The sequence below is a fragment of the Pseudomonas sp. JQ36 genome (genome assembly GCF_053851495.1).
Window position 1 is genome coordinate 3,307,103 of the sequence record NZ_CM132642.1, and the last position, 16,889, is coordinate 3,323,991.

Sequence of the window (16,889 nt, forward strand, 5' to 3'; positions counted from 1 at the left end):
TGGATATATAAGCAAAAGATCGCAGCCTTCGGCAGCTCCTACTTTGAAATGCGTTCAACCTGTAGGAGCTGCCGAAGGCTGCGATCTTTTAGCGCAAGCGGCCGTAGCCTAACTCTTCAGCCTCATGCTGATATTCGAGCACGATCTGATAATCGCTTTCGCTGGCGGGCAACACTTCAGGCAAGCCGAGGATCTGCGCCACATCAGGCAGTTCACGCAACGCCTGATTCATCACCCGGCTCAACTGTTCGATCTGCTCGTCCGTGGCAGTAGCGACGGTGATAAATGGCAACGTCGGGCTGAACGCACTGCGCGCCACCACCCGCAATCCACTGACTTCCTCAGGCGCATGCTGAGCGAGGTAGGCATAGGTCACGCTGTCAATGGCCGCCAGATCGGCACGCGCTTCACGCAGCCAGCGCAGACTTTCGCGGTGCGCCCCACTGATGCCGAGCGTGGCGAAGAACTGCCCGTCGCGATGCAACGGCGCCAGGCGCTGGCGCAACAGGTTCATGCCGCTGTTGGAATCTTCGCTATTGATCACCCCGCAACTGCCGCGAAAGTCCGCCAGGGTTTTGCGGTTGTCGTCCGTACGGCTGAGGATCAGGCTGCAGTGATTGCCGGCAGTGGCGTCGGGCAGTTCGTAGCGTGGACGACCGACGATGCGTACCTGACCGCGCAGCAAGGTCATCAACGGGTAACCGCAGGTCTGGGTCAGCAGCAGATCCGGGGATAACCAGAGCTCGGGGAGCGACAGGCTGACGGCGTTCAGGCGGGAGTGGCCGAGGTGTTCGAGGATGCGGGCGATCCAGCGTTCATTGGCCAAGCGGATGGGCTCAGGGGCGGTGTACATCAGCAGTTCGAGATGGTGTTGGGTCATACACGTTATTTCCCTGCAAATACTTACCCCTGTGGGAGCGGCGGTGCGACGATTCGACTTGCTCGCGAAAGCGGTGTGTCAGACACCAGACATGTCACTGTTCTACCGCATTCGCGAGCAAGCCCGCTCCCACAGGGGATTTTTGGTGTTTTTGAGGTTAGTGGTAAGGATGCTGCGGACTGTCGATCGGCTTCAAACCGTGCTGCCGCCACAACTGCCCATAACCCTGCACCAGAAACCCGCCACTGCGCGCCACCCACTGCTCGCGGCGCATGCGGTAGACCTGGGGCAAGTCGTACCACGCCAGCCCCGGCAGGTCGTGATGCACCAGATGGAAATTCAGATTCAGAAACAGCCAGCGCCACGGCCAACCGGCCTCGTTGAGCACGGTGCGCTGCTCCGGTTGAGCGTGCGGGCGGTGTTCATAGTAGGAGCGGATCATCGCGATCGACAGTGCCGGCACACTGATCAGCAGCAGGTAATGCCAGACCGGCAGCACGCTGAAGCGCGCGATAAACCACAGCATCAACACGCTGAACGCACCGTGGGTCAGCCACATCAGCCAGGCCTGACGCTCGCGGTTTTTCAGGCGTTGCAGTTCTTCCGCGGCCAACGCCAGTAGTCCCAGCGGCGCACCAATCGCAAAACGCCCGACCACGGTTTTGTTCAGCCAGTGCAGGCCTCGCTCGAAAAGCGAACTGCCCTGCCAGTGCGACGTTGTCAGGTAACGGCTTTCGGGGTCAACGCCGGGCACGGTGAGGTGTTCATCGCGGTGATGCAGCAGATGGCTGTCGCGATACAAGGTGTACGGGTACCACACCGCAAAGGGTGCATAACCGAGGATTTTATTGAAAAGCACCGAGCGGGTCGGATGCCCATGCAGCAGTTCATGCTGCACCGACAGCCACAGCACCAGCAGCGGAATCAGCAGCAATGTGCTCAAGCCGTGACCCAGCCACTGACTGTTGAGGATGATCGCGAACCAGCCGCCATACACGCCGATCAGCAGCAGCCACGTCGGCCATTCGGTGCGGGCGGTGAAGCGCTGGCGCAGGGTTTCGATCTGCTGGCGATGGTCGGCGTCGAAGTAGTTCGGCATGGCGTGGCTCGGAACGGGAATCTTCCCCTTCTGTGCAACGAAGCCGAGCAATCTTGCAGTTTATTTTTGCGCTGAAACGGGAGCCCGGGGGAAGGGCTCCCGAAGGACGTGATCAATGACCGAAAATATCGACTTTCTTGGCCTTCTTCTCTGCACGTTTTTCAATCGCGGTCTTGGCCGGTTTCTTCTTCGCGGCTTTCTTTGAATCCATACCTTTGGACATGATGCGTACTCCACTCACAGGGATGTAGGCTCAGGTATACACCTATCCAGCATCGCCCGTTCTTTTATAATCGGCGCTTTGCCCGCCGCCAGTCCGATCCCATGCCTGATACCCAGTACAGCCTGCTCGACGAGCCTTTGTGGCCGTTGATGAACAAGTTTTACCGCCGCCACCAATCGTCAATGAAGGCGGTGCGTGATGCGCAACTGTGGGTGGCACGGCGCGAGGACATCGTCGCCGCGCTGTGCTTGCGGCCGGTGGCGGGCGGGTACTGGTTGACCGGGTTGTTTGTCGATCCGGGTTGCCGTGAGCAAGGGATTGCCGGGCAGTTGATCGCGGCGGCAGTGAAGGATCTGCAGGAGCCGGTGTGGCTGTTCTGCCATCCGGATTTGCGCGGTTTTTATGAGCGGCGTGGCTTCAGTTTCGACCCTGCCCTGCCCTATGCGCTGGCCGAACGGTTGAGCCGGTATGCGCGGAGCAAGCCGATGATTGCGATGGGGCTGACACCGCATTCAATCTGAGATCACAGATACCCTTGTGGGAGCGGGCTTACTCGCGAAGGCGTCGTGTCAGTCGCTGCATCAATTGACTGATACGACGCCTTCGCGAGCAAGCCCGCTCCCACATTAGGATGGAGGTGTTCTGAGGATCAGTCGTCGGCTGTGGGATCGAGATCCGGGAACATCACTTCGGTAAAACCAAACTTGCTGAAATCGGTAATCCGCGACGGATACAAGCGGCCGATCAGATGATCGCACTCATGCTGCACCACCCGCGCATGAAAGCCTGACGCCACGCGCACGATCGGTTCGCCCTTGGGATCAAAGCCTTCGTAGCGAATCTGCTGATAACGATCCACCGCACCGCGCAGGCCGGGCACCGACAGGCAGCCTTCGAATCCCTCCTCGGTCAGCGGACTCAGCGGCGTGATCAGCGGATTGATCAGGATCGTCTGCGGCACCGCTTCGGCGTCCGGGTAGCGTTCGCTGTGCTCGAAACCGAAGATCACCAGTTGCAGGTCGACGCCGATCTGCGGCGCGGCCAAGCCGACGCCACCGACACTTTCCATGGTCTGGAACATGTCATCGATCAGTTGCCACAGCTCGGGGCTGTCGAACATTTCCGGCGGCACCGGTGGGGCGATGCGCAGCAGGCGTTCGTCGCCCATTTTGAGGATTTCACGAATCATGGTCGGGCTTCGTCAGTGTCCGGCTTGAGCGAGTGGTCGCGCCCCAGGCCCGAGACATGTTGTTTGGGATGTTCATCGAGTTCGCCGGGGACTTTCTCGCCCTCGTCCTTGCCCTCGCTGGACATGTGTTCGATCACCGCATTCATCTCCGCGCCGAGCAGCAGCACCGCCGAGGAAATGTAGAAATACAGCAACAGCACGATGATCGCCCCGATGCTGCCATACATCGCGTTGTAGTTGGCGAAGGTTTTGACGTAGAACGCAAAGCCCAGCGAGGCAATGATCCACACCACCACGGCCAGCACCGAACCGGGAGTGATGAAACGGAATTCCTGTTTGACGTCGGGCATCACGTAGTAGATCAATGCCACCGCGACCATCATCAGGATCACGATCACCGGCCAGCGCGCAATCGTCCACACGGTGACGATAAAGTCTTCCAGGCCCACTTGCGCGGCAATCCAGCCCATCACCTGCGGCCCGAGCACCATCAGTGCGGCCGCTACCAGCAACATGCCGGCGATGCCGATGGTGTAGAACACCGATAGCGGGAAGCGCTTCCAGATCGGCCGGCCCTCGACTACGTCGTAAGCGGCGTTCATCGCGCTCATCATCAGCCGCACGCCGGCAGACGCGGTGTACAGGGCGATGACGATACCGACCGAAAGCAAACCGCCCTTGGACTGTTGCAGCTGATCGATCACCGGGTTGACCTGCTCCAGCGCCTGTGGCGGCAGCACCAGTTCCGACTGCAGGCGCAGCCAGCTGAAGAAGTCCGGCAGGTGCAGGAAACCGATCAGGGCGATCAAAAACAGAATGAACGGGAACAGCGAGAACAGCATCTGGTAGGCCAGCGCCGAGGCATAGGTCGACATCTCGTCGTCGACGAATTCAGTGACCGTGCGCACCATCACCCGGTGCAGTGGCAGACCTTTCATGTCTGGAAAAATCATTCGCGTCTCCTTTCGCCGCATTGCAGGTTGAAGTCGTGGCGACTCAGGGGCCGTTTTCTACATCACGGTAGCCTACTTGGCGACCTTCGTGGATGGCTGTCGGGTTTTGACACAAAAACGGCCATCCTTGGATGGCCGCTCGTGTATTTCGTTCAAGGCCCGATTACGCCTTGTCGACACCTTTCTTGATGGCGTCTTTGGCTTTGCCCACTGCTTGTTGAGCTTCGCCTTTTTTCTCTTGAACCTTGCCTTCGGCCTGCAGCTTGCTGTTGTCGGTGGCTTTACCGACGCCTTGCTTGACGTTGCCGACCGCTTCGTTGGCCATGCCTTTTACTTTATCGCCAGTGCTACTCATGGTGTTTCTCCTTGGTGCATTGAAGGGGAAAAGTCAGTACGTAATGATTGACTGGCCGGGTTTGCCACGAGTTTCATTTATTTTTGCCGTTCATTTCGTCGTGCAATGCAGGTTGGGCTTTATGTTTGCCCCGCAAGCCCCGAGAATGCGCAGCTATGGGCGCGGTGCGCCAACGATCAGATCCCGCAGGAATGTTATGAAACTCGATAAAAAGCAGGCCATTGCCCGTCGCAACCAGGAACTGGGCGGCGCTGTGCTCGGCACCAACAACTGCCACTTCGCCGAACTGAACCGCAACCGCAACATCTGGTGGTTCGACCTGCCAGTGACGCGTCTGGCTGTCGGGCAATACGAGTGGATTCACCTGCTGATGCACACCCCGGCCACCGACGAACTGCTGCACCTGAAAGTGCCGACGGTGTTCCTGCGGGAAAAGCTCGAAGGTCTGGTGATTCGCAACGAAGGCAAGCGCAAGGCGGCGTTGAGTCTGGAATTGAGTGCGGACAAGGATTCGTACCTGCAGGACATGCGCCCGGCGGGGACCAACGTGAATTTCGCGCCGTTCCGTCAGTAACCGAAAAGCTTCGCGAGCAAGCCCGCTCCCACATTTGACTGTATTCCAACTGGAGGAACGCGGTTGAATGTGGGAGCGGGCTTGCTCGCGAAGGCGGCATCACAGTCACTACAAATCCACCACCTACTCCAACAAAAAGCCCCGCATCTGCGGGGCTTTTTGCTTCAGGCGGCGGACTTGGCCTTGATCTTCTTCAGCTCTTCGTCACGCAACTCACGACGCAGGATCTTGCCGACGTTGGTGGTCGGCAGCGCATCGCGGAACTCCACCGAACGCGGCACCTTGTAACCGGTGACGTTGGCGCGCATGTGGTCCATCACGGTTTCCTTGGTCAGGGTCACGCCCGGTTTGACGACGATGAAAATCTTGATCGCCTCGCCCGACTTCTCGTCCGGCACGCCGATGGCCGCACACTGCAACACGCCCGGCAGGGTCGCCAGCACGTCTTCCAGTTCGTTCGGGTAGACGTTGAAACCGGAGACCAGGATCATGTCTTTCTTGCGATCGACGATGCGCATGTAGCCATCGGGCTGGATCAGCGCGATGTCACCGGTCTTCAGCCAGCCTTCGCTGTCGAGGATTTCATCGGTGGCTTCCTGACGCTGCCAGTAGCCCTTCATCACCTGCGGGCCCTTGACGCACAACTCGCCGATTTCGCCCATGGGCTGCTCGACACCGGCATCGTCGATGATTTTGCACAGGGTCGATGGTACCGGAATGCCGATGGTGCCGATCTGGATGTTCTGGATCGGGTTGACCGTGGCCACCGGGCTCGTTTCGGTCATGCCGTAACCTTCGCAGATCGAGCAACCGGTCACCGCTTTCCAGCGCTCGGCCGCGGCCAGTTGCAGGGCCATGCCGCCGGACAGGGTGACTTTCAGGTTGGAGAAGTCCAGCTTGCGGAAACCTTCGTTGTTGCACAGCGCGACGAACAGCGTGTTGAGGCCGACGAAACCACTGAACTTCCACTTCGACAGTTCCTTGACCATCGCCGGCAGGTCGCGCGGGTTGCTGATCAGGATGTTGTGGTTGCCGATCAGCATCATCGCCATGCAATGAAAAGTGAACGCATAAATGTGGTACAGCGGCAGCGGCGTGATCAGGATCTCGCAACCTTCATTGAGGTTGGAGCCCATCAGCGCCTTGCACTGCAGCATGTTGGCGACGAGGTTGCGATGGGTGAGCATCGCGCCCTTGGCCACGCCGGTGGTGCCACCGGTGTATTGCAACACTGCGACATCGCTGCTGTGCGGATTGGCTTCGGCCACAGGCTGGCCCTGGCCCTTGCTCAGCACGTCGTTGAACTTGACGGCTTTTGGCAGGTGATAGGCCGGCACCATCTTCTTCACGTACTTGATCACGCTGTTGATCAGCAGGCGCTTGACCGGCGGCAGCAGGTCGGCGACTTCGGTGACGATGACGTGTTTGACCCCGGTTTTCGGCACCACGGCTTCAGCCAGGTGCGCCATGTTGGCCAGGCAGACAAGCGCTTTGGCGCCGGAGTCGTTGAATTGGTGTTCCATTTCCCGCGCGGTGTACAGCGGGTTGGTGTTGACCACGATCAGCCCGGCGCGAATCGCACCGAAGACGGCTACCGGGTACTGCAGAACGTTGGGCAGTTGCACGGCGATTCGATCACCGGGCTGCAAGTCGGTATGCTGTTGCAGATACGCGGCAAACGCACCGGACAATTCGTACAGTTCACCGTAGGTGATTGTCTTGCCCAGGTTGCTGAAAGCCGGCTTGTTGGCGAAGCGTTGGCAGGATTGCTTCAACACTGCCTGAATATTCGGGTACTCGTCTGGATTGATGTCGGCAGCAATTCCAGCCGGGTATTTATCCTTCCAAAAGTCTTCGATCATGGAAGCCCACTCCTCAGCAACGCGAATTCTTCACCGCATTTGATGCGATTATTATTGGTGTGTGTTTTGTATTGGTGAATCTGGCTTTTCTACAGGCCGAGAAGTCACAAAGCGCGCCGAGAGTAGCAGCTTTGCCGAGGGCCGACTAGAGCCAAAAGCGGCCTCCATGGTCACTTTAATGACTCAAGACTTTCTAACAGTCATTTTAGAGCAAAAATCCTATACATCCCTGAAAGCCCCGGTTTTCCGGGCCTTGAAAGCAAAAGATCGCAGCCTCCGGCAGCTCCTACAGGGAATGAGTTCCAATGTAGGAGCTGCCGAAGGCTGCGATCTTTTCGCTTCCAGGATTTCTACGCGATATCGCGCAACTCCCGCCGCAGAATCTTCCCGACCGGCGTCATCGGCAACGACTCACGCAGCACAATGTGTTTCGGCACCTTGTAAGCGGTGAAATTCTCTTTGCAGTACGCCTTCAGTTCTTCGAGGCTGACCCCGGTTTCCCGCGCCACCACAAACAGCTTCACCGCCTCGCCCGAACGTTCGTCCGGCACACCGATCACCGCGCAGTTGGCGACTTTCGGGTGAGCCATCACCACGTCCTCGATCTCGTTGGGGTACACGTTGAAGCCGGAGACGATGATCATGTCCTTCTTGCGATCGACGATGCGCACGAAACCGTCCGGGTCGATCACCGCGATATCACCGGACTTGAACCAGCCCTCGGCATCCAGCACTTCGGCGGTGGCTTCGGGTTTGTGCCAGTAGCCTTTCATGATCTGTGGGCCCTTGATGCACAACTCGCCGCGCTCGCCCATCGGCTGCTCGACACCCTCGTCATTGATGACTTTCAGCAGCGTACCCGGCACCGGCAGACCGACCGTGCCCAGACGCGACTGGTCGCCATACGGGTTGGTGCAGGCCACCGGCGAAGTTTCGGTGAGGCCGTAACCTTCGGTGATGCGGCAACCGGTGATCTGCTCCCAGCGCTCGGCGGTGGCCTTGACCAGCGCAGTACCGCCGGAGTTGGTCAGCTTGAGACTGGAGAAATCCAGGGTCTTGAAGTCCGGGTGATCCATCAGTGCGACGAACAACGTATTCAGGCCGAGCAGCGCCGAGAAGCGCCAGTTCTTCAGCTCTTTGATGAAGCCTGCGATGTCCCGCGGATTGGTGATCAGCACGTTGTGGTTGCCGGAAACCATCATGCACATGCAGTTCGCGGTGAAGGCATAGATGTGGTACAGCGGCAGCGGCGCCACCATCACCTCCTGCCCTTCGCGCAGCAGTGGCTGACCGTCCGGCCCCAACTGCGCAAGACACGCACGCACCTGCTGCATGTTCGCCACGAGGTTGCCGTGGGTCAGCATCGCGCCCTTGGCCAGGCCGGTAGTGCCGCCGGTGTATTGCAACACGGCGATGTCGTCGAGACCGACACTCAGCGGCTTGATCCCCAGGCCGCGCCCCAGATGTAACGCACTCTTGAACGAGATCGCCTGCGGCAGCGAATACGCCGGGACCATTTTCTTCACTTTGCTGACCACGGTGTTGACCAGCCAGCCCTTGGCGGTGGGCAGCATGTCGCCCATCTTCGCTTCGATCAGGTACTGGATGTCGGTATCCGGCAGCACTTCCTGAACCTTCTGCCCGAACATGTTCAGGTACACCAGCGCGCGGGCGCCGGAGTCCTTGAACTGGTGGCGCATCTCGCGCGCGGTGTACAGCGGGTTGGTGTTGACCACGATCAGCCCGGCGCGCAAGGCGCCGAACACGGCAATCGGATATTGCAGCACGTTGGGCATCTGCACCGCGATCCGATCCCCCGGCACCAGATCGGTGTGGGCTTGCAGGTAACCGGCGAACGCCGCGCTGTAGCGCTCGAGTTCCGCGTAGGTCAGGGTCACGCCCATATTGCTGAAGGCCGGACGGTCCGCGAATTTCTTGCAGGAACGCTCAAACACCTCGATCACCGACTTGAACTCGCCCATGTCGATGTCCAGTGGTACGCCGGCGGGGCGTTTGTCATTCCAGAAATCAGGTTGCATTGTTCTTGTCCTCTTTACCTGAATCGATCCGGGAGCCGCTTTTCTGTGGTTTCGCGCTTATCCCTGAGGGCACAAAGCAAAAAGCGGAGCTTCACGGACACTAGCAGTTATGGCCATTGAGGCAAATATGGACGAAGCCGTCATTGATCGTATGAATCTTCCTGCCGTGGCGTGGGCTGATCGGACGCGCTATACAATGCAACGACTGCGGGCCGTTACCGCTCGATAAAAAGGAATTGCCATGATCCACCGAGCCTTCTGGCTGGACGCGAGTGACCGCAGCCGCCTGTTCGTCAACCAGTGGCTGCCCGCCGCGCCCTTGAAAGCGGTGATCCTGCTGGCCCACGGCATGGCCGAACACAGCGCGCGCTACGAGCGGCTGGCGCATGCGTTCTGTGAACAGGGCTACGGTGTGTACGCCCCGGATCTGCGCGGCCATGGCAAGACCGCCGAACACGGGACGCTTGGGCATTTCGCCGATGACGACGGCTGGTGCAAGGTGATCGGCGATCTGGCCAGCCTCAATCAGCACATCGGCCAGCAGCATCCCGCCGTGCCGATCATCCTGCTCGGGCACAGCATGGGCAGCTACCTCGCCCAGGGTTACCTGCTGCATCACAGCGCCAGCCTGCACGGGGCGATTCTGAGCGGTTCGAACTTCCAGCCAGTGGCGCTTTACGGCGCGGCGCGGCAAATCGCCCGTTTCGAAAAACTGCGCCAGGGTGGCAAGGGCCGCAGTGCGCTGATCGAGTGGTTGTCATTCGGCTCGTTCAACAACAAATTCAAACCGGCGCGCACGCCGTTCGACTGGCTGAGCCGCGACCCGGTCGAGGTCGATCTGTATGCCCTCGACCCGTTGTGCGGCTTTCGCTGCACCAATCAATTGTGGATCGACTTGCTCGGCGGCTTGCAGCAGATCAGCAAAGCGTCCAATCTCGCCCAGATCGACCCGGGCCTGCCGCTGCTGGTGATCGGCGGTGAATGTGATCCGGTGAGCGAAGGCAAGCGTCTGACAGATCTGGCCGATGCGTTGCGCAGGGCCGGCAGCCAGAATCTGCAACTGAAGATCTACCCGCAGGCACGGCACGAATTGTTCAATGAAACCAATCGCGACGACGTGATTGCCGATGTGCTGACCTGGATCGACCAGGCGCTGAGCCATCGCCGCCCGCATCGCAGCGAATAATTTTTTGTGGATTCACTTTAATCCGTCACAGGAATCAAGACCGATGACCCAGGTTACCAACATCCCTTACGAAGCCCTCGAAGTCGGCCAGACCGCCAGCTACAGCAAGACTGTCGAAGAGCGCGACATTCAGCTGTTCGCCGCGATGTCGGGCGACCACAACCCGGTGCACCTGGACGCCGAGTTCGCCGCTGCCAGCATGTTCAAGGAACGCATCGCCCACGGCATGTTCAGCGGTGCACTGATCAGCGCGGCCGTGGCGTGCGAGCTGCCTGGGCCGGGCACCATCTACATCGGTCAGCAGATGAGCTTTCAGAAACCGGTGAAGATTGGCGACACCCTGACCGTACGCCTGGAAATTCTTGAGAAGCTGCCGAAGTTTCGCGTGCGCATCGCCACTCGCGTGTTCAACCAGCGTGATGAGCTGGTCGTGGATGGCGAGGCCGAGATTCTCGCGCCGCGTAAACAGCAGACCGTGACCTTGCCGACGCTGCCGGCGATCAGCATCGGCTGATCATCAGGTAGAAAAAACAAACGTGGGAGCGGGCTTGCTCGCGAAGGGGTCATGTCAGCAACATTATCGTTGCATGACACAGCGCTTTCGCGAGCAAGCCCGCTCCCACAGTTTTTTCAGCGCGGCTTACGAACGTGCGCGAGCCTGGTTACGCAGGGCTTTCACCTGGTCGTGGTTGCGTTGTACGCCGTGGTACTGACGCTCAACCAGGTCACGGATACCGACCAGACCGTGCTTGTTGATTTTCTCGATGGCTTCACGATAAGCCTTCAACGCATGGTCTTCACCGCGCTCGGCTTCGTTCAGCACAGCCTCTTCGTCTTTGCCGGTGAACATGGCTTTGACGTCGACCCAGCGACGGTGCAGGTCACCGCTGACGCTGGTAGAGGTTTCCGGATCACCGCCCAGTTTACGCACTTCAGCCTGCAGTTCAGCGGCAGCAGTCGCGCAATCGGCAGAACGGGTCACGAACAGGGTTTTGAGCTCTGGATGCTTGATGTCTTCAGCGCAAGTCTTGAACCCTTCCTGGCCGTCCTTGCAGGTTTCGATCAGGTCGTTGAGTACAGAGATCGCTTCTTTATTCATGTCAGTCATTTTTTCAATTCCTTGCGGTTGGTTGAAGATGCAAGGGTTATTGCAGTGTGCGTGCCAGCTTTTCATTCAAAAATAAATCGTTAATTTTCAACAAGTTAAAGATATTTGAACTATCTGTATCACGGTTATTTGCATGATCTGTCATTTGGCCTGCATGCAGAATGCCTGTATTTTCCTGACTGATTGAATCCAGATGATCGCCACTGATGAATCCTGAAAAACTTGAACTGCTGATCACCCGTGAAATGCCCTTCGGCAAGTACAAGGGCCGGATCATTGCCGACCTGCCGGGGCCTTACCTGAACTGGTTTGCCCGCGAAGGTTTTCCTCACGGCGAACTCGGCGGACTGTTGGCGCTGATGCAGGAAATCGACCATAACGGTCTGTCGGATCTGCTCGAACCGCTACGCGCCAAACACGGCAAACCCGCCCCGCGCCACTGAAGCGCCCCTCTCCCTTGAGCCGAGTCGACCATGCCTGACAACACCCGCCGCGCCCGTGACGAAGCGTTCTGGCAAACCTTCGCCGATCGCTACGAAGCGCAAACCGGCCCGCTGAACCTGGAGAACGGTTACTTCGGGCGCATGTCGCGCACAGTGATCGAGGACTACCAGCGCAACATCGAGCTGATCAACACCAGCAACTCGGTGTACGTGCGCCAGCGTTTCGAACAGCACGACAGCCTGGAGATCCGTGCGCAACTGGCCGAGACCATCGGCGTGCGCGCGCAGAGCGTGGCCTTCACCCGCAACGCCAGCGATGCGCTGCAGTCGCTGATCCGTAATTACAATCGCCTGCTACCGGGCGATCAGGTGCTGATCAGCGACCTGGAATACGACACGGTCAAAGGCGCCATGCGCTGGCTGTCTCGCCATCGCGGCGTCGACGTGATCGAGATCAACCACACTCACCCGGCCAGTTTCGACAGCCTGCTGGACAGTTACCGCGAAGCCTTCATCCGCTATCCGAAACTCAAACTGATGGCCCTGACCCATGTCACCCACCGCACCGGTCTGGTGATGCCGGTGCAGGCCATCGCCGCGCTGGCGAAACAGCACGGCGTGGACATCATCCTCGACGGCGCTCACGCCCTCGGCCAGATCGAGTTCAACCTTGAAGCACTGGGCATCGCCTTCGCCGGTTTCAACCTGCACAAGTGGATTGGCGCACCGCTGACCCTGGGCTTTCTGTACATCGCCCCGCAGCGTCTGGCCGACATCGATCCGGACATGGGCGAAATGCACTTTCCGGCCAGCGACATCCGCGCGCGCACGCCGTACAGCACGCCGAACATTCCGGCGCTGATGTCACTGCCGTTGGCACTCGAGGAGCACCGCTCGCTCGGCGGCGCTGCGGCCAAAAGCGCCCGGCTCAATTACCTGCGCAACCTGTGGGTGAGTGCCGTGCGGCACCTGCCGGGGATCGAGGTGATGACCCCGGACGATCCGCGCCTGTATTGCGGGATCACCTCGATGCGTTTCACTCGCCACGCCGATCAACAGGCGATGGTCGAGCGCCTGCTCAACGAGTACAACCTGTTCACCGTGGTGCGCAACGGCGCAGCGAGCGGGCCGAGCATTCGCATCACGCCGGGGCTGACCACCACGGCGGCTGACATGCAGTTGCTGACCCGTGCGCTCAACGAGCTGCGCTGATCGGTTCACACGGTGTACTTGTCGAAGTCCTCGGGTTTGATCTGCGACGAGGCGGCAAAGGTGTCGATGCCGATGGTCAGGTGGCCGAAGAAACCGTCCTCGTGAGAGTCTCGGCCGATCGGCCACACGGTCAGGGTCGAACCCTCGCCGCCCATATTGGCGTAGTAGCTGTCGTCGGCATTGTTCAAGGGGGTTGAGGCTCGCCCGCGGTAGTCCCTGGCATTGAGCACCGCACGTGAGACCACTTCGGGGAAATACAGCTGACCGACCCAGGCCACGTTGCGCTCCTCCAGGTATTCAGTGCCGCTGACCATGCGCACCGCCACATGAATGTGCAGCGCCCGACCAGCATAGAACCCCGGATAGATGGTGGTGAAGCGCACCCGCCCCTGCTGATCGCAGAACTGGCTGCCGCGCAGGTAGGTGTCATCGTCGGTGCGCGGCACCGAGCCGATGGCATCGGAGTCGACCTCCAGATCCGGGTTGATCCGGCTCCATCCCGAATAGGCGCCCCGTGCATTGCAGTGCCAGATGTCCACCAATGCCCCGCTCACCGGCTGGCCGGTCATCGCGTCGACGATGCTCAGGCGCAGCAACAGGGGCAGCCCTTCGGCGCCTTCGCTGATATTGCGCCGCAGCAATTTGGGATTGCGAAAGTACGGCCCGGCGATCTGCTCGGGGGCCAACTGATAGATTGATGGTGATGATGCGGTTGAAGTGTCTCGTTCCATGACGCGTTCTCTTTTCCATAAGATAAACGCAGATTAACGGCGCACGAGGTTGTCGGTGCGGTAACTATGTGTCGCGCCGTTTCCATGAATATTTTTGCCGGGCAAAAAAAAACGGTGCACCGACCAAGCGCACCGTAAAGCCGTAGAACACACAACGAAGTGTCAGGTAAAACGTTTAGTCCAGTAGCGCCAGGGCCTCGGCGGTGCATTCCTGAATGCGCGCCCAGTCGCCGTTCTTGATCCACTCGGGATCGAGCATCCAGCTGCCACCCACGCACATGACGTTTTTCAGCGCCATGTAGCTCTTGATGTTGGCCGGGCCAACGCCACCGGTCGGGCAGAATTTCACTTCGCCGAACGGGCCGCCGAGTGCCTTGATCGCGGCCACGCCACCACTGACTTCCGCCGGGAACAGCTTGAAGCGGCGATAGCCCAGACCATAGCCTTCCATGATGCCGGAAGCGTTGCTGATGCCGGGCAACAGCGGAATCGGGCTGTCGACGCTGGCTTCGAGCAGGTCACGGGTGATGCCTGGGGTAACGATGAATTGCGAACCCGCCGCTTCCGCTGCTGCAAGCATGTTGCGATCAAGCACGGTGCCGGCACCGGTCACCAGCTCCGGACGCTGCTCACGCAGGATCTGGATCGCCTTGAGACCGAATTGCGAACGCAGGGTCACTTCCAGCGCGGTCAGGCCACCGGCGGCCAGGGCGTCGGCCAGCGGCAGCACGTCCTGTTCACGGGCGATGGTGATCACTGGCAGGATCCGCGCCTTGGCGCAGAGGCTGTCGATCAGGGCAACTTTGTCCGCCATGGAAACGGTCGGGGATGGGGTTGTCATAGCGGCTGTTCCTTGGCTCATGGGCACCAGTAAATCTCTAACGTAGGTTGCAGAAACGCGCGCACCGGCATGGCCGCGACGTCATCGGATGCCAGTGCGGCATTCAGGGTGGTCAGTTTCGACTGACCGGAAATCGACAGAATCTTGTGCTTTGCCGAAGCCAGCAGCGCACGGCTCATGGTCAGGCGTTGACGCGGCACGCTCGGCGCCAGCATCGGCCAGCAGCGACGGCTGCCGTCAGCCTGCAAGGCTTCAGTCAGGTTCGGGCTGTCAGGAAACAGCGACGCGGTGTGACCGTCATCGCCCATGCCCAGCACCAGCACGTCAATCGGCGGCAATTCCGCGAGCAGACGGTCGGCCTGTTCTGCAGCCTGCTCGACGTTGGCCGCCGCGCTGTAGAGGCTGAGGAACTGTGCCTTGGCGGCCGGCCCTTTGAGCAGGTACTGCTTGAGCAGGCCGGCATTGCTGTCGGCGTGTTCGACCGGCACCCAGCGCTCATCGGCAAGGGTCACGACGACCTTCGACCAATCCAGCTCCTGCTTGGCCAGGTGCTGAAAAAACGCCACCGGGCTGCGTCCGCCAGAGACCACCAGCACCGCTTTGCCGCGTGCGGCGATGGCCTCGCTCAGTTGCTTGGCGACGTTCAGCGCCAGACCTTCGGCCAACAGCACCGGGCTCTTGAATGGGTGGGCATTCACGCCCGCGGGCAGTTGCACATCAGATATCGCCATACCACGACCTCCCGTCCCGCGTGATCAGTGCAATCGAGCTCATCGGCCCCCACGACCCGGCCGCATACGGCTTGGGCGCGTCACCGGATTTTTTCCAGCCGGCGATCAACTGGTCACACCACTTCCACGCGGCTTCGATTTCATCTTTACGGACAAACAGGTTCTGATTGCCGTTCATCACTTCCAGCAACAACCGCTCGTAGGCATCGGGGATCCGCGCGCTGCGCCAGGTGTCGGAGAAATTCAGTTGCAGCGGGCCGCTGCGCAGTTGCATGCCCTTATCCAGGCCCTGCTCCTTGGTCATCACACGCAAGGAAATGCCCTCGTCCGGTTGCAGACGGATGATCAGTTTGTTGCTGATCTGCAGGCGTTGCTCCGGCGCGAAAATGTAGTGCGACGGTTCCTTGAAGTGGATGACGATCTGCGACAGTTTCTGCGGCATACGCTTGCCGGTACGCAGGTAGAACGGCACGCCGGCCCAGCGCCAGTTGCGGATGTCGGCACGCAGGGCGACGAAGGTTTCGGTGTCGCTCTGGGTGTTGGAATTCGGCTCTTCGAGGTAGCCCGGCACCGACTTGCCTTCGCTGTGCCCGGCGATGTACTGACCGCGCACCACTTGCGTGGTCAGGCCTTCCGGGCTGATCGGTGCCAGCGCCTTGAGCACTTTTACCTTTTCGTCACGGATGCTATCGGCGGACAGGTCGGCCGGCGGGTCCATGGCGATCAGGCACAGCAGCTGCAACAGGTGATTCTGGATCATGTCGCGCAGTTGGCCGGCCTTGTCGAAGTAGCCCCAACGGCCCTCGATGCCGACCTTCTCGGCCACGGTGATTTCCACGTGGGAGATGTAATTCTGGTTCCACTGGGTTTCGAACAGGCTGTTGGCGAAACGCAGGGCGATCAGGTTCTGGACGGTCTCTTTGCCCAGGTAGTGGTCGATGCGGTAGGTGCGGTTCTCCGGGAAGAACTGCGCCACGGCGTCGTTCACTTTGCGCGAGGATTCCAGATCGGAGCCGATTGGCTTTTCCAGCACCACGCGGGTGTTTTCCGCCAGACCGACTTTCGCCAGGTTTTCGCAAATTGCGCCATACACCGCCGCCGGTGTGGCGAAGTAGGCAATCATGCGTTGCGCGCTGCCGGCCGATTCGGCCAGCGCCACATAATCTTCAGCCTTGAGGAAGTCGACGTGCAGGTAGCTCAGGCGCGCCAGAAAGCGCTCGGCCACGGCCTCATCCAGCTCTTTGCCGACGTAACGGCGCAATTCGGCGGCGATGAACGCCAGATGCTGCTGCTCGGAGCCGGGTTCACGGGCCAGCGCGATGATGCGCGTGTCCTCGTGCAACAGGTCGGCGCCATCGAGGTGATAAAGGGCAGGAAACAGCTTGCGCAGGGCCAGATCGCCCAGAGCGCCGAACAAGGCAAAGGTGCACGGTTCAACCGTAATCGAAGGCATGATGTTTGTT

The 16,889-nt window shown here is 59.8% G+C and carries 18 protein-coding genes; 6 read left to right on the forward strand and 12 right to left on the reverse strand.

Going from position 1 to position 16,889, the window contains the following annotated elements; translation table 11 throughout:
• Window positions 1-88: 88 nt before the first annotated feature.
• A complete protein-coding gene (locus ACS4NR_RS14875) occupies window positions 89-880 on the reverse strand; it encodes a phosphate/phosphite/phosphonate ABC transporter substrate-binding protein (protein ID WP_456017769.1) in 792 nt (263 codons plus the stop codon).
• 157 nt (window positions 881-1,037) lie between these two features.
• Window positions 1,038-1,979: a fatty acid desaturase gene (locus ACS4NR_RS14880; RefSeq protein ID WP_456017770.1), complete on the reverse strand. Its 942-nt coding sequence runs from the start codon at window positions 1,977-1,979 to the stop codon at window positions 1,038-1,040.
• A 324-nt stretch (window positions 1,980-2,303) separates the two neighbouring features.
• Here ACS4NR_RS14880 and ACS4NR_RS14885 point away from each other — a divergent pair, with 324 nt between their 5' ends.
• Window positions 2,304-2,723 (forward strand): GNAT family N-acetyltransferase, encoded by a 420-nt coding sequence (locus tag ACS4NR_RS14885; RefSeq protein WP_456017771.1) that lies wholly within the window; start codon window positions 2,304-2,306, stop codon window positions 2,721-2,723.
• 128 nt (window positions 2,724-2,851) lie between these two features.
• On the opposite strand, the gene def is transcribed toward ACS4NR_RS14885, so the two are convergent.
• From def to ACS4NR_RS14900, 3 genes are all read right to left on the reverse strand, one after another.
• Window positions 2,852-3,391, reverse strand: coding sequence for a peptide deformylase (gene def / locus ACS4NR_RS14890; RefSeq protein ID WP_003227403.1), 540 nt, complete (start codon window positions 3,389-3,391; stop codon window positions 2,852-2,854).
• Window positions 3,388-4,344: a YihY/virulence factor BrkB family protein gene (locus ACS4NR_RS14895; RefSeq protein WP_095137067.1), complete on the reverse strand. Its 957-nt coding sequence runs from the start codon at window positions 4,342-4,344 to the stop codon at window positions 3,388-3,390. Before ACS4NR_RS14895 ends, def begins: the two co-directional genes overlap by 4 nt.
• A gap of 163 nt (window positions 4,345-4,507) precedes the next feature.
• On the reverse strand, window positions 4,508-4,699 hold the full coding sequence (locus ACS4NR_RS14900) for a CsbD family protein (protein WP_095137066.1): 192 nt from the start codon (window positions 4,697-4,699) through the stop codon (window positions 4,508-4,510).
• Between the two features lie 196 nt (window positions 4,700-4,895).
• Here ACS4NR_RS14900 and ACS4NR_RS14905 point away from each other — a divergent pair, with 196 nt between their 5' ends.
• A complete protein-coding gene (locus ACS4NR_RS14905) occupies window positions 4,896-5,273 on the forward strand; it encodes a hypothetical protein (protein WP_007969330.1) in 378 nt (125 codons plus the stop codon).
• A 164-nt stretch (window positions 5,274-5,437) separates the two neighbouring features.
• Here ACS4NR_RS14905 and fadD1 read toward each other — a convergent pair whose 3' ends face one another.
• Both fadD1 and fadD2 read right to left on the reverse strand, forming a co-directional pair.
• Complete coding sequence (fadD1, locus tag ACS4NR_RS14910) at window positions 5,438-7,135, reverse strand: long-chain-fatty-acid--CoA ligase FadD1 (RefSeq protein WP_443534230.1); 1,698 nt, start codon at window positions 7,133-7,135, stop codon at window positions 5,438-5,440.
• Window positions 7,136-7,485: 350 nt separating this feature from the next.
• A complete protein-coding gene (gene fadD2 / locus ACS4NR_RS14915; protein ID WP_456017772.1) occupies window positions 7,486-9,174 on the reverse strand; it encodes a long-chain-fatty-acid--CoA ligase FadD2 in 1,689 nt (562 codons plus the stop codon).
• Between the two features lie 241 nt (window positions 9,175-9,415).
• Here fadD2 and ACS4NR_RS14920 point away from each other — a divergent pair, with 241 nt between their 5' ends.
• The gene (locus tag ACS4NR_RS14920; protein WP_456017773.1) at window positions 9,416-10,360 is read left to right on the forward strand and encodes an alpha/beta hydrolase; all 945 of its coding nucleotides are present in this window, start codon (window positions 9,416-9,418) and stop codon (window positions 10,358-10,360) included.
• A gap of 43 nt (window positions 10,361-10,403) precedes the next feature.
• Entirely contained in the window at window positions 10,404-10,874 is a 471-nt protein-coding gene (locus ACS4NR_RS14925) for a MaoC family dehydratase (protein WP_003227420.1), read from the forward strand.
• A gap of 126 nt (window positions 10,875-11,000) precedes the next feature.
• On the opposite strand, the gene ACS4NR_RS14930 is transcribed toward ACS4NR_RS14925, so the two are convergent.
• Window positions 11,001-11,468 (reverse strand): ferritin-like domain-containing protein, encoded by a 468-nt coding sequence (locus ACS4NR_RS14930; RefSeq protein ID WP_003227422.1) that lies wholly within the window; start codon window positions 11,466-11,468, stop codon window positions 11,001-11,003.
• 206 nt (window positions 11,469-11,674) lie between these two features.
• On the opposite strand from ACS4NR_RS14930, the gene ACS4NR_RS14935 reads away from it, so the two are divergent.
• Both ACS4NR_RS14935 and ACS4NR_RS14940 read left to right on the forward strand, forming a co-directional pair.
• Window positions 11,675-11,911 (forward strand): DUF3820 family protein, encoded by a 237-nt coding sequence (locus tag ACS4NR_RS14935; protein ID WP_003227425.1) that lies wholly within the window; start codon window positions 11,675-11,677, stop codon window positions 11,909-11,911.
• Between the two features lie 30 nt (window positions 11,912-11,941).
• Window positions 11,942-13,123 carry an aminotransferase class V-fold PLP-dependent enzyme gene (locus ACS4NR_RS14940; protein WP_095137062.1) on the forward strand — a complete coding sequence of 394 codons (1,182 nt, stop codon included), beginning with the start codon at window positions 11,942-11,944 and terminating at the stop codon, window positions 13,121-13,123.
• 5 nt (window positions 13,124-13,128) lie between these two features.
• On the opposite strand, the gene ACS4NR_RS14945 is transcribed toward ACS4NR_RS14940, so the two are convergent.
• The 4 genes from ACS4NR_RS14945 to zwf all read right to left on the reverse strand — a co-directional run bounded on the left by ACS4NR_RS14945 (window position 13,129) and on the right by zwf (window position 16,879).
• Window positions 13,129-13,854, reverse strand: a complete 726-nt coding sequence (locus tag ACS4NR_RS14945; RefSeq protein ID WP_095137061.1) for an intradiol ring-cleavage dioxygenase — start codon at window positions 13,852-13,854, stop codon at window positions 13,129-13,131.
• 175 nt (window positions 13,855-14,029) lie between these two features.
• The gene (locus ACS4NR_RS14950) at window positions 14,030-14,695 is read right to left on the reverse strand and encodes a bifunctional 4-hydroxy-2-oxoglutarate aldolase/2-dehydro-3-deoxy-phosphogluconate aldolase (RefSeq protein WP_007969324.1); all 666 of its coding nucleotides are present in this window, start codon (window positions 14,693-14,695) and stop codon (window positions 14,030-14,032) included.
• Window positions 14,696-14,712: 17 nt separating this feature from the next.
• Window positions 14,713-15,426 (reverse strand): 6-phosphogluconolactonase, encoded by a 714-nt coding sequence (pgl, locus tag ACS4NR_RS14955; RefSeq protein WP_456017774.1) that lies wholly within the window; start codon window positions 15,424-15,426, stop codon window positions 14,713-14,715.
• Window positions 15,413-16,879 carry a glucose-6-phosphate dehydrogenase gene (zwf, locus tag ACS4NR_RS14960; protein ID WP_456017775.1) on the reverse strand — a complete coding sequence of 489 codons (1,467 nt, stop codon included), beginning with the start codon at window positions 16,877-16,879 and terminating at the stop codon, window positions 15,413-15,415. The genes pgl and zwf overlap by 14 nt, the downstream gene beginning before the upstream one ends.
• Window positions 16,880-16,889 lie beyond the last annotated feature (10 nt).